The organism is Oscillospiraceae bacterium CM (assembly GCA_022870705.1).
GTDB lineage: Bacteria > Bacillota > Clostridia > Oscillospirales > Oscillospiraceae > Sporobacter.
This window is the reverse complement of record CP072107.1, coordinates 1,317,247-1,329,424: the sequence shown is the minus strand read 5'-3', so window position 1 is coordinate 1,329,424 and position 12,178 is coordinate 1,317,247. Positions and strand designations below refer to the sequence as shown.

The 12,178-nt window shown below is 52.5% G+C and carries 12 protein-coding genes and 1 tRNA gene; 9 read left to right on the top strand and 4 right to left on the bottom strand.

Translation table 11 applies throughout. The features are described from left to right. Nucleotides 1-30 precede the first annotated feature (30 nt). From murA to IZU99_06600, 9 genes are all read left to right on the top strand, one after another. Nucleotides 31-1,284, top strand: coding sequence for a UDP-N-acetylglucosamine 1-carboxyvinyltransferase (gene murA / locus IZU99_06640; GenBank protein UOO36949.1), 1,254 nt, complete (start codon nucleotides 31-33; stop codon nucleotides 1,282-1,284). Between the two features lie 24 nt (nucleotides 1,285-1,308). Then, entirely contained in the window at nucleotides 1,309-2,055 is a 747-nt protein-coding gene (locus tag IZU99_06635; GenBank protein UOO36948.1) for an FtsQ-type POTRA domain-containing protein, read from the top strand. A gap of 204 nt (nucleotides 2,056-2,259) precedes the next feature. Next, nucleotides 2,260-3,390 carry a cell division protein FtsZ gene (ftsZ, locus tag IZU99_06630; protein UOO36947.1) on the top strand — a complete coding sequence of 377 codons (1,131 nt, stop codon included), beginning with the start codon at nucleotides 2,260-2,262 and terminating at the stop codon, nucleotides 3,388-3,390. An 82-nt stretch (nucleotides 3,391-3,472) separates the two neighbouring features. Beyond that, nucleotides 3,473-4,288, top strand: coding sequence for a YihY/virulence factor BrkB family protein (locus IZU99_06625; GenBank protein ID UOO36946.1), 816 nt, complete (start codon nucleotides 3,473-3,475; stop codon nucleotides 4,286-4,288). Between the two features lie 19 nt (nucleotides 4,289-4,307). Continuing rightward, a complete protein-coding gene (locus IZU99_06620) occupies nucleotides 4,308-4,721 on the top strand; it encodes a ribonuclease III (protein UOO36945.1) in 414 nt (137 codons plus the stop codon). 2 nt (nucleotides 4,722-4,723) lie between these two features. Continuing rightward, nucleotides 4,724-6,484, top strand: coding sequence for an NFACT family protein (locus tag IZU99_06615; GenBank protein ID UOO36944.1), 1,761 nt, complete (start codon nucleotides 4,724-4,726; stop codon nucleotides 6,482-6,484). A 106-nt stretch (nucleotides 6,485-6,590) separates the two neighbouring features. Continuing rightward, complete coding sequence (locus IZU99_06610; GenBank protein UOO36943.1) at nucleotides 6,591-7,667, top strand: acyltransferase family protein; 1,077 nt, start codon at nucleotides 6,591-6,593, stop codon at nucleotides 7,665-7,667. Nucleotides 7,668-7,714: 47 nt separating this feature from the next. After that, nucleotides 7,715-8,992 (top strand): bifunctional folylpolyglutamate synthase/dihydrofolate synthase, encoded by a 1,278-nt coding sequence (locus IZU99_06605; protein UOO36942.1) that lies wholly within the window; start codon nucleotides 7,715-7,717, stop codon nucleotides 8,990-8,992. Between the two features lie 96 nt (nucleotides 8,993-9,088). Continuing rightward, nucleotides 9,089-9,550, top strand: coding sequence for a hypothetical protein (locus IZU99_06600; protein ID UOO36941.1), 462 nt, complete (start codon nucleotides 9,089-9,091; stop codon nucleotides 9,548-9,550). Nucleotides 9,551-9,639: 89 nt separating this feature from the next. On the opposite strand, the gene IZU99_06595 is transcribed toward IZU99_06600, so the two are convergent. The 4 genes from IZU99_06595 to IZU99_06580 all read right to left on the bottom strand — a co-directional run bounded on the left by IZU99_06595 (nucleotide 9,640) and on the right by IZU99_06580 (nucleotide 12,067). Beyond that, nucleotides 9,640-10,995: a hypothetical protein gene (locus IZU99_06595; protein ID UOO36940.1), complete on the bottom strand. Its 1,356-nt coding sequence runs from the start codon at nucleotides 10,993-10,995 to the stop codon at nucleotides 9,640-9,642. 95 nt (nucleotides 10,996-11,090) lie between these two features. Beyond that, a complete protein-coding gene (locus tag IZU99_06590; GenBank protein ID UOO36939.1) occupies nucleotides 11,091-11,537 on the bottom strand; it encodes a DUF3795 domain-containing protein in 447 nt (148 codons plus the stop codon). A 78-nt stretch (nucleotides 11,538-11,615) separates the two neighbouring features. Further along, nucleotides 11,616-11,692, bottom strand: a tRNA-Pro gene (locus IZU99_06585). 144 nt (nucleotides 11,693-11,836) lie between these two features. Beyond that, nucleotides 11,837-12,067 (bottom strand): TM2 domain-containing protein, encoded by a 231-nt coding sequence (locus IZU99_06580; protein ID UOO36938.1) that lies wholly within the window; start codon nucleotides 12,065-12,067, stop codon nucleotides 11,837-11,839. Between the last annotated feature and the right edge of the window lie 111 nt (nucleotides 12,068-12,178).

Below are 12,178 nucleotides of genomic sequence, written 5' to 3'. Positions count from 1 at the left end.
GAAATTCTATGCTGTTTTCGGGGGTTAAATATGAGCATTATACGGATTGACGGCGGGAACCGGCTGGATGGTTCTGTTTCCGTACACGGGGCGAAAAACAGTGTTTTACCGATCATGGCGGCGTCACTGCTGGCGTGCGGCGAAACAGTCATACATAATTGTCCGAGTTTAAGCGATGTTGACGCGGCTACGCGTATCCTGACGCATTTAGGCTGTCAAGTCAGACGCGACGGCGATGCGGTTTTCATTGACTCAACGGTTCTGAGTCGCTGCGAGATACCCCATGACCTGATGCGCGAAATGCGTTCGTCTGTCATTTTCCTTGGTGCCATTCTGGCGCGGCTCGGAGAGGCCGTTTTATCAATGCCGGGCGGCTGCGAGTTAGGACCGCGCCCGATTGACCTGCACCTGTTTGCGCTGCGTGCCATGGGCGCGGAGATTGAGGAGGAAGGCGGCAATATCCACTGCAAAGCAAAAAATCTCCACGGCTGTCGCATCAACATGGCGCTGCCAAGTGTCGGCGCGACGGAAAACGCGATGCTGGCCGCCGCCAGTTGCGACGGGACAACAATTATTACAAATGCCGCCTGCGAACCGGAAATATGGGATTTGCAGAATTATATGCGCCGCCTCGGCTATAATGTTCACGGTGCCGGGACGTCCGTTGTAACGGTTTCGGGTAAAGGGGAAAAGGGTGACAGCGCGCATTGGGTCATCCCGGACCGTATCGTTGCCGCCACATATCTGACATGTGCCGCCTCGGCCGGCGGCATCATTGAACTTAAAAATGTGATCCCCGGGCATCTGTCAACCGTTGTCGACACACTCTCCGAGATGGGATGCGACGTGTCGACAGGGCGCGACTTCATTATCATCCGTGCCGATCGAAAACGACGGGCTGTCAAGCCGATTATCACGAGGCCATATCCCGGATTTCCGACGGATGCGCAGCCGCCGCTCATGGCGGCAAGCCTCACGGCGGAGGGGACAACGGTTTTTGTCGAGAATATTTTTGAAAACAGATATCGCCATGCCGCCGAGCTTTTGCGCATGGGCGCCGACATCAAAACGGAAGGGCGCGTTGCCATCGTCAGCGGCGTCAAAAAGCTCCGCGGCGCGCCGATCACGTCGACCGACCTGCGCGGCGGCGCGGCACTCGTTGTCGCGGCGCTGGGCGCGGAAGGGACGACAGAGATTTCTGGTGTCGGTCATATCGATAGGGGATATGCAGACCTTGTCGTAAACCTGCGTGCCTTAGGCGCTGATATTGAAAGATTAAATTGACAAGATTTGAAGGGAGGCAGGCACATGCCGGAGGAAAAACAGAAAAAGCATCGCGGGCAAGCGCCTGCCGTTTACGGCCCGATTGCCGTCTTACTCGTCGTCTTTATTGCCGTTATCGGGTCAAGCGTCTTTTTCCGCGTATCCAGCATTGAGGTCGATGGTGCGAAGAAGTATTCAGCCGAGCAGATCATTTCTACCTCCGGTATCCAAAAAGGCAGCAATCTGATATTGATTGACGCCCCATCAGCCGCGGCTCTGATTACGACGAATCTCCCGTATCTCACTGACGTGACGATTGAAAAGCGCGTTCCGGACAGAATTGTGATCCATGTGACGGAGAGCCAGCCGCTTGCTGTCATCAGCGATCAGGGGATCTGGTGGCTCATTGATCAGAAAGGGCGCGTGCTTGAGAAGACCGACGCGTATAACGCCTCGCTCAAAATCCAGATCAGCGGCCTAACGCCGACGGCGTTAATACCGGGCCGTCAAATCGCCGTTGCCGACGGTGACAAGACAAAGCTCCTGTATTTAACAAATATTCTCTCGGCGCTGAATAACGCGGGTATATCGAATGATGTTAAAACGCTTGATATAACAAGCATCGCAAATATCAGCCTGTCTTATCTCGGCTGTTTTAACGTTGTGATGGGCAGCGGCGAGGATGCCGACTATAAGCTTGCCATGCTCTCGGACATTGTCGCGCAGCTCTCGCCTGACGACAGGGGGCGGATTGATCTCTCCAGCAGGCCCGCGTTATTCAGTCCCGCGTGACGCCTGTATGCCCAAAAAAACCCTCAAAACTGGCTGAATATTGAAATTAATATTATGTGAACTCTTGACCGGAGCAAAAAATCGAGATACAATAGTGAATAATATTGTTTTTTTATGAAAATGACTGGTGATTCTGGCAATCCTATGCTTCATGGAAACAAATTGCCTGCTGAAAGAATTATTCAAATACAGGAGGATTGAAATATGTCTTTTGCACTCGAAAGTGGTCCGGACAACGTCGTCGTCATCAAAGTCTGTGGTGTTGGCGGCGCTGGCAACAATGTTGTCAACAGAATGGTTGAGGCCGGTACACAGGGTGTTGAGTTTATAGCAATTAATACGGACAAGCCTGCCCTTGGCGTCTCGAAAGCTGACCAGAAGATTCAAATTGGCGAGAAGCTGACGCACGGTCAAGGCGCGGGGTCTAACCCAGAGGTCGGCAAGAAAGCCGCCGAGGAAAGCCGCAATAATATTGCCAAGGCGCTTGAAAACGCCGACATGGTTTTCATCGCCGGCGGCATGGGCGGCGGGACTGGAACGGGCGCGTCTCCCATCGTTGCCGATATCGCCAGAGAAGCTGGCATCCTCACCGTCGGTGTTGTGACAAAGCCGTTCGGCTTTGAAGGGAAAAGACGCATGCAGCAGGCCGAAGAGGGAATCAAAAGCCTGTTGGGCAAGGTCGACTCACTGCTCATCATTCCGAATGACCGCCTCAAATTTGCAACCGACCAGAAGCTCACGTTTGCCAACGCCTTTGCCATTGCCGACGATGTGCTGCAGCAGGCCGTTGTCAGCATTTCGGAGCTGATTAAAAATACCGGCTTTATTAACTTAGACTTTGCCGATGTCACGTCAATCATGAAGGACGCCGGGTTTGCCCACATGGGCGTCGGACATGCCGCCGGAAAAGGCAAGGCGGAAGACGCTGCCCGCGCTGCTGTTTCAAGCCCTCTGATGGAGACCTCGATCGACGGCGCGCGTGGTGTACTCGTCAACATCACCGGTTCGCTCGATATCGGTCTGGAGGACGTTGAGGCAGCCGCCTGTCTCGTCCAAGAGGCCGCCCATCCCGATGCTAACATCATTTTCGGCGCAACGTTTGACGAGACGATGGACGATGAAATCCGCGTGACCGTTATCGCCACGCGTTTTGATGAAAAGCAACCGGAACGCGCCGTTGCCCCTGTCTCCGTTTTTGACAAGACGGCTCAGACGCCCGGGCTTTTCACGGAAGCCTCCGAGAAAAAAGAAGCCGTCGAGCCGAAACCGGCGCCGGAGCCGGTCGTTGAGGAAGACCCCTTCGACACGATTTTCAAGATTTTTAACTCGAAATAAGATAACCTGTGAGGCAGCGCAGTGATTGAAAATGCGGGGCGGGCAATAACGTGCTCGCCCTGTTTTTTTAACGAGGTGTCACATGGAACATTTTAAACGTGTCGTTGTTGAGATGGCGGATATCTTTGCAAAGCAGCGCGTCACGCGTTCTGCTGCCGCTATGTCGTATTTCATCACCATATCCATATTCCCGGCGCTTATCTGTATCTGGGCTGTGATGTCAACACTGCATATGACAGATGAGCGGCTTCTCTGGCTGTCAAAAGAGCTCATCCCGAAGGACGTTGAAAACGTCATCACCGGCTATCTTCGCTATGTCGGCCAGAATCAATCGGCGTTGATGATTTTGATCGGCGTTTTTGTCACCTTCACGTCTTCGGCAACAGCCTTCGGCACCCTGATGAAAATTATGGCCGACATTCAGGGCCGCGCGCGTTTTTCGGGCTTTTGGGGATTTCTCTTTAATTTTGTTGTTTCACTCGGCTTTTTGCTCGTGATCATCGTCTCCGGCCTTGTCATCGTCTCCGGGGAATGGCTCTTGGTGCATTTGGAGCGCAGCATCGGCACAAGCGCTTTTCTGGATATTTGGCAGTGGCTGCGCTTTGCCTTGTTGTTCGGGCTTCTTTTGACGATGATTTATCTCGTTTACAGAGTGACGGCGCCGAAGGAGACAAAACGAAAACATCGCCTGCCTGGTGCCGCGCTTGCAGCTGTTTTGCTCGTTTGCGTGAGCATTGTCTTTTCCAGGATGATCGGTTTGGCTGTCAACTACCCCGTTGTTTACGGGTCGCTCGCGTCGTTTATTATCCTGATGCTCTGGATTTATATCTGCAGCATAATTATCATTTTGGGGAACGTCTTCAATATTGTGGCCTTTCGGCCGGAGCCGACGGCGTAAAAAGAGAGAGAAGGTTAGCATGACGGACTATCTGTCAATTCAATTATCGGATGATGCATTGCATCAGACGTCGACCCTTGGTCTGGCACAGCTGGGTGACGCCGTCTACAGCCTAATGATCCGCTCGTGGCTGTGTTTAAGCGGCCGGGCGACGGCGCATGGCCTGCACAAGGCTTCTGTCGGTTTTGTCGCCGCACCGGCGCAGGCACGGGCGGTGGCAAAAATAATGCCGGAGCTGACGGCGGCGGAGGCCGCCGTTTTTAAACGCGGCCGTAACACCCGCGTGCGCACCATCCCGCGCGGGGCGACGCAAGAGGAATACCACGCCGCCACAGGGCTTGAGGCGCTTTTCGGCTATCTGTACGCCAAAGGTGAAACAAAAAGGCTCAACGATTTGTTTGCGCGCATCGTTGAAAACGGCGAGGGAGAATAGCGATGCCGCTTGACGCTTTCTGCCTGACGGCGCTCTGTTCAGAGCTTGCGCACGCCGTAACAGGCCTGAAAATCGACAAAGTCCAGCAACCGGAGCGCGATCAGATTTTACTCACGCTGCGCGGCTATGGCGCGCCCCGCCGTTTGCTCATCTCGGCTGGAGCGCAGGATGCGCGCGTTCATCTTACGGAGTATTCGTTTGAAAACCCATCGGCACCGCCAATGTTCTGCATGCTGCTGCGCAAACATCTAGCCGGGGCAAAAATTGTTTCACTGACGCAGGCGCCGTTGGAGCGCGTCGTCGATCTCCGGGTTGACGCGCCGGACGCGCTTGGCGAAGCGGTGGAAAAGCATTTGATTCTGGAACTCATAGGACGGCACTCAAATATCATTCTGACGACCGGAGACGGCCTCATCATAGACTGCCTGCGGCGTGTTGACGGCGTAATGTCTCCTGTTCGGCCCGTATTACCGGGGCTCTATTACAGCCTGCCGCCCACGCAGGATAAACGCGATCCGCTGTCAATGACGCGGGACGCATTTTTTGCCGCTTTTAAGGCTTCACCGCCAGAAAAAGAGGCCGACGTCTGGCTCGTTCAAACGTTTCACGGCCTCTCGCCGCTCGTGGCGCGCGAGCTTGTGAACAGGTCTTATGGTGAAACGGACAAGCGTCTCGGCGCTGTCACAGACTGGGACGGGGGCAAATTGCTTTTCGCGTCTTTTGCCGCGCTGACAGCTGCTATTGCGGCGGGGCATTTTACGCCGGTTCTCGTTGTCGGGCGCGACGGCAGGATGCTGGAGTTCTCCTACACGGCAATTAGCCAATATGGCGATGTGGCGACAATGCGCCAAATGGCGGGCTTTTCCGAGCTGCTCGAGACGTTTTATACGCGCCGGTCTCAGGCCGAACGTCTGACGCGGCGCGCGCAAACCCTCCATAAAACAGCCGCGACGGCGTATGAGCGCCTCGTCCGCAAATTGGCGCTCCAGCGGGAAGAACTCAAGAAAACAGAAGGCCGCGAGCGTCTGCGTGAACTCGGTGATCTGATAACGGCGAACCTTTATGCCGTCCAAAAAGGCGACGAAAGTGTGACAGTAGTGGACTTTTACGCGCCGGATGGGCGGACGGTTAACATTCCGCTTGACCCGCGAAAGACACCGCAGCAAAACGCGGCGCGTTATTACCGGGATTATCAAAAGGCGAAAAATGCCGAAAAGGTTCTGACGGGGCAGATAGTGCAGGGCGACACGGAACTCTTATACCTGAAAACCGTTCTTGACGAGCTCAAACGCGCCGCCTCCGAGCGCGAACTTCAGGAAATCCGGCGTGAGCTTGTTTTAACAGGTTATATTAAGCGGGAAAAAACAAACAAAAAAGAAAAGACGACTGCACTGCCGCCGATGAAGTTTAAATCGTCGTCGGGTCTCGATATTTTTGTTGGGCGCAACAACGTCCAAAATGAGGCGCTGACGCACGCCTTGGCCTTTAAAAGCGACGTTTGGCTTCATGCGCAGAAAATCCCCGGTTCGCACGTTGTCATTTCAACGCATGGGGCAGTACCGGACGCCCAAACACTTTCAGAGGCAGCGTCTCTGGCAGCATGGTTTTCACAGGGGCGTGGCGGCGGTAAAATACCTGTTGATTACACCCTTGTCAAGCACGTTAAAAAAATGCCGGGCGCCCGCCCCGGTATGGTGACGTATACCGATTATCAGACGATTATCGCCATACAGCAGGAAGACATCGCAGAACGCCTGAAATAGGTATAAGCTACAATACATAATAATAAAGCACCCTGCGGCCTTGAAATTCAGGTCCTGTCTGTTTATAATGATAAAGCTTTGTAATGCCAATGAGGGGTTAACACAATTGGAACAATCTACAGAACGCAAGCGGGTAGACGGCCGCCTTCTCTATATCGACCTGCTGCGCATTATTTCATGTTTTGCCGTCATCATCATCCATGTCAGCGCATCGAACCAATACAGCGTTTCCGTTGCCAGCACGGCCTGGAAGGCCTTTAATGTATATGACGGTTTGGCGCGCTTTGCCGTTCCGGTTTTCGTCATGATCAGCGGGGCGATGAATTTAAATCCGGACAAGCCATTCACATTTAAAGAGCTCTTTAAGAGACGCCTTTTAAAAATCACCATCGCGTGGGCTGTTTGGGAGCTTTTTTACGCCTTTGTCGATTTTATCTGGCGCGGCGCGCCGGTCGGACCGACGGCGCTTTTGGATTTTCTGGAAACAGCTGCGCGGGGGCATTATCACCTCTGGTTTCTGCCGATGCTCATAGGCCTCTATCTCACCGTGCCGATTCTGCGCGCGGTGACCGAAAAACGGGACAAAAATCTCGTTTTATATGCGATCATTCTCTTCTTTTTATTTTCTGTTCTGAAACCGGCGCTGATGCTTCTTCAGATACCGGAAGCCGTGAAAGAACTTATAGACAGGATACCGCTTGGCGTCATCGGCGGTTACGCGGGCTATTTTCTGCTCGGTTATTATCTCGGGACGTATCCGGTCAGCCGACGCGCCACAGTCGCCTTGGCGGCGCTCGGCCTGCTTGGGGCGGGGGCGACGGTTTTTATCACGGCGCTTCGTTCGGAGGACAGCGGGGTCACATACGGTCTGATGTACGACTTTATGTCCCTGCCGGTGTTCTTCTTAAGCGTCGGCGTTTTCCTGTTGTTTCAGAAAGCAGTGCCTCGCCTGCGTCTGGGTGATAAAACTGTCAAGCGCATCACAAGTCTTGCCGCGTGCACACTGGGGATTTACCTTGTTCACGCCTTTGTCACCGAGCGCGTTTACAGCTTTGGGCTGACAACGCTATCTTTTAATGCTGCCTTCTCCGTCCCGCTGATTGCAGTGCTGGATTTTGTGGTAAGCTGGCTGATCGTCGTCGCGCTGCGCCGGATTCCCTTTGCCAAAAAATATTTGACATAGCAGTGAGACCCGGTTTGTTACAGCCGTGAAGGTTTGGAGGATATCAAATGAGTTATGAATCAACGCTCGAATACATCCACAGTGTCAAATGGCAGGGCAGCAAGCCCGGCCTCGACAGGACAAAAACGCTTCTCGAAGCGCTTGGCAATCCGGAAAAGACCTTAAAATTTATTCATATAGCCGGGACGAACGGCAAAGGCTCGACGGCGGCATGCCTTTCTTCGGTTCTTCGGAAAGCCGGCTATAAAACAGGTCTGTACACCTCACCGTACATCCTGCGGTTTAATGAGCGGATGCAGGTCAACGGGGCGCACATTGCTGACAGTGAGCTGGAGCGGCTGACGGACGTTATCCGTCCGTTTGCCGACGCGATGGCAGACCCGCCGACGGAATTTGAACTCATCACGGCGTTGGCAATGCTGTATTTTAAGGAGCAGCAATGCGATTTCGTTGTGTTGGAGGTTGGCATGGGTGGCGAGCTCGACTCCACGAATGTGATCGACACGCCGGAGGTTGCCGTTATCACCGCCATCGGCCTGGATCATGTGGCGGAGCTTGGCGCAACACTTGAGGAAATCGCTAAGGCGAAGGCCGGGATCATCAAAGAAGGCGGCGACGTTGTTGTCTACGGCGGCGATCTGGCCGTTGAGGCTGTTTTTGAGCAGACGTGCCGTGATAAAAACGCCCGTCTGATTAAGGCCGACTTTACACGCCTGACCGTCCGTGACTTCGGGCTTGACGCTGTGACGTTTGACATGAAGCCCTATACCGATTTGCGTCTGCCCCTCGTCGGCACATATCAGCCGAATAATGCGGCGCTGGCAATCACCACGCTTGAGTGCTTGCGATCGAAGGGGTATCATATAACGGACGACGATATCAAAACAGGGCTTGCGGCAGTCAGCTGGCCGGGGCGCTTTGAGGTGCTTTTAAAAGCGCCCGTCTTTGTCCTCGACGGTGCGCATAACCCGCATGGCCTCACCGCGACGGCGGAGAGCCTTGCCCGCCATTTCGGCGGCCGAAAGATCGTTTTCCTCATGGGCGTCATGGCCGATAAGGATGTTGACGCGATGGCAGAGCTGCTTGTGCCGCTGGCACAGGCCTTCGTCACCGTTATGCCCCACAACCCGCGTGCCATGAAAGCCGAGCGGCTGCGGGATATTCTCGCGCCCTATGGCAAGCCGACGACCGCCTGCGCGACGATTCCGGCGGGCGTATCGGCGGCCATTCGTCAGGCGGGGGAAGACGGCATTGTCTGTGCGTTGGGGTCGCTCTACTTCTCCGGAGACATCCGCGAGGCTGTGGCGGCACAGGGCAAGGTATGATACCGGCATCATACAGCGGCGCGGGATTCACGCGCCGCTGAATCTATCTTGACGAAAAATGGAAAGCGGCATATAATCGCCTTGGAGGCGATTATCTTGGACAGTAACGAGCTCTTTAAAGAGATAAAAAAGCTGATTGACGATCAGACAAAACGGTTTGCACAGCAGGATGCACGTTTTGAGACGATGCTGGCGAGGCAAAATGAGCATGCCGATGAACGCATTACTAAGCAGGATGAGCATTTTGAAGCGTTGCTGGCCAAGCAAAACGCAGATACCAGTAACCGGGTTGCAGAGCAGGACGCACGTTTTGAGGCGATGCTGGCAAGGCAAAACGAGCATTTAGACGCGGTTATTCATGAGCAAAAGCTATGGGTTCAAGAGCAGCTCGACCGGCAGACGCTTCGGATTGAATTGAAAATCGAAAACGATGTGACAAAAAAGCTGGATGCGCTTTTTGACGGGTATCAGATAACGCATGATAAGCAGGAAGAATTAGACAGTCGTATTGGTTCGCTTGAAAAGCGCGTGGACAAGCTGGAAATCAAAGCGTGCTGATCAAATCGAGTGGCAATTATAGATATTGACGTAAAAAGAACAGGTAAAAACCTGTTCTTTTTTGTTGCGGAAACAGTGGCGGCCGGAAATTATTCAGCGGCTTGGAATTCCTCATAGTAGCTGAGCATTCGGTCGTAAGGAGATTTATTATATGGATACGCGGGCTTATACCAGCGCTGCGTTCCATCCGTTTCCACACACAAAAGGCTGTCCTGATTATAGAACGTCAGTGTTTTTTCCCCGCCGCTGTTGCGGCAGATCACGGCGTTGCCTGAAATCGACGACGGGGCTTGTGCTATAATCCATAAAATCGGATACAGGCTGGAGCCTGTATAATTACTAAGCGGACCATTGTAATAGCTCGGCACGCCGTAGGCTTTTGACAAGTAGGACTTACCGCTTTCGTTTGTCAATTTTTGCAGTGTTCCCATGTCGTCAAAGACAACGTTACAGCGCCGTAAGACATTACCGGCTGGTTCACCGTTTACTGGTGAGAAGCTGTCGACCGTCACCGTTGCATAGTCAAATTTCGTTTTGGCAAATGAAACTGCGGCAGAAACGGGGTCGAGCAGCGCAGTGTCTGTGCCGGTATCTGCTGCTTTTTGAAGCGCGGCGTAATAGGCCGCCGCCGGTTGGCTGGTTGCCGGAAACTCGATGTACAGGTTGCCGTATGTCGTGTCATACGAGCGCTCAACGCACCAGATACCAGCTTCCCCCTGTGTGACGGGTTGAGACAGGACGAGCGTATACGAGACATCCGGCCAATTGATACCCTGCTGCTCGGCATCGCGCCTATTATTAGCGTAGGGATAAAAGGTCAGATACAGATGCGCGCCGTCATACGTAAAGTCTCTGTCCCAGAATTCGTCGTCGCTGTAGGGGGTTAAGTTATTGCGCGCTGTAAAATCGTTTTTGATTGCGGAGAGGTTTTCGCATAGGTCAACCCACGCTTCCCAATCGCTGGATTCTGTATTCACAACGCCGCCGGAGCGGTAAAACTGTACGTCCGTCGCCGTTGCCCACCCATAATAATATTCAGCGTCTTTTGAAAAAAACGAAAGACCAGAGCCGTCGGAGGACAAATACTGCTCATACTGCGCTTGTGTATAGCGCACGATGGAGAACAAAAAGCCCATATAGAAAGCGTCGCCATTCTCCTTCTGACTATCTTCATAGCTCTTTTTTTCATATACGGAAATCAGAGATTTGTTTTCCGAGTCAACCCATTTTGACTCGGTGAACACAAGCAGTTGGTCGGCGTATGCATTGGGGATGGCGATTGACAAACCGTATTTCTCGTATAGGGTAGCATCAGCTATGAGCTGTGCCCGAGCTGTTGGCTCATTTTTTGCCGTGTTTGTGCCGATCGAAGCGGCGCATCCAGAAAGGCCAACCGCGACAACCACAGAGAGTAAAACGAAAACCCTAAACGCTGTCATTTTCATGGTGATAGACCTCCAATAAGACAAATAAAATCCGAATCCATCTTATGGTGAAAGCCAAAAAATGTCAAGTGGCACTCAGGATACCGTCCATCAGTCTACGCCTCACCCCAACGATATTTTTTCTTTTGTTGCAGAATATCGACATTGCAAGTCAAGCATAACCCGTTGTGACAGCATATCGGGCTGCCGCACGTACGACAGCGCCATTGCGCCTCTTGCTGTTGAAGAAATGTTTGCATGCCGTCTTCTTTGATGCAATCAAGATTGTCTATCATACTCATGTGGTATTTTGTGCGGTAGCGCGTGTCGAGTGATTTTAGCCGTTTGCAGGGATATTTTTTGCATTCAAAGCAAAACCGCACCAAGCCTTTTCCAAGCAAGTCGCACTGATCGCCCATATGCGTGCAATTTTTCCCTCTTGGAATGCAGCCGGGGCAATACTTCTTGTGAAAACCCTTGCTGTTTAAGTCTCTTTCCATGAACTGATAAGCGATGCATAAGCTGCAATTCATCCCGCAGGGAGCAATGAGCTTGTCTTCCATTACCACATCACCGCACTTCACAATATAAAATAAACCATCTACTGAAAAACATTGTTTATCAATAGATGGTCTTGCTTTTGGTCGGAGTGGCGGGACTTGAACCCGCGGCCTCATGGTCCCGAACCATGCGCGATACCAAACTTCGCCACACCCCGATAGGATGAGTCTTTTGACTCGTAGGTAGTAGCATAAAACACTTTTGGATTCATGTCAAGAGTTTTTACACATGTTTCTGCATTTGGCAGCGCCGGATAAAATCATATAAAACGCCCCCGCTAAGAGCCGAGGCGCTTTTTAAATCAGTTGTCCCAGCTCATGACGAAAAGGCCTGCGCTGTCCGTAAAAGAGCCGACAATAATCATAATGACGTCAACGAGATAGCCAATGCCGAAAACGCCCCCGGTCAACAGCCATAGGACGCCCGTGCCGACCTTGCCGACGTAAAAACGGTGAATGCCGAGATAACCAAGAAGAATGGCAAGCAGCAGGACGACGGTTCGGCTTTTCGGCGAAATGGGTCTGCTGTACATGTTGAACACTCCAGTCAAATTATTTGTTGAAATACGGTCATTAATGACATTATAGACCGAATCGAGTTGAAAAAAAATAGATAAATGATAAAATGACGATTAAAATAAGAT

Coding starts and splice junctions, on each gene's coding strand:
- murA (UOO36949.1), top strand. CDS start 31: ATGAGCATTATACGGATTGACGGCGGGAACCGGCTGGATGGTTCTGTT.
- IZU99_06635 (UOO36948.1), top strand. CDS start 1,309: ATGCCGGAGGAAAAACAGAAAAAGCATCGCGGGCAAGCGCCTGCCGTT.
- ftsZ (UOO36947.1), top strand. CDS start 2,260: ATGTCTTTTGCACTCGAAAGTGGTCCGGACAACGTCGTCGTCATCAAA.
- IZU99_06625 (UOO36946.1), top strand. CDS start 3,473: ATGGAACATTTTAAACGTGTCGTTGTTGAGATGGCGGATATCTTTGCA.
- IZU99_06620 (UOO36945.1), top strand. CDS start 4,308: ATGACGGACTATCTGTCAATTCAATTATCGGATGATGCATTGCATCAG.
- IZU99_06615 (UOO36944.1), top strand. CDS start 4,724: ATGCCGCTTGACGCTTTCTGCCTGACGGCGCTCTGTTCAGAGCTTGCG.
- IZU99_06605 (UOO36942.1), top strand. CDS start 7,715: ATGAGTTATGAATCAACGCTCGAATACATCCACAGTGTCAAATGGCAG.
- IZU99_06595 (UOO36940.1), bottom strand. CDS start 10,995: ATGAAAATGACAGCGTTTAGGGTTTTCGTTTTACTCTCTGTGGTTGTC.
- IZU99_06590 (UOO36939.1), bottom strand. CDS start 11,537: ATGGAAGACAAGCTCATTGCTCCCTGCGGGATGAATTGCAGCTTATGC.
- IZU99_06580 (UOO36938.1), bottom strand. CDS start 12,067: ATGTACAGCAGACCCATTTCGCCGAAAAGCCGAACCGTCGTCCTGCTG.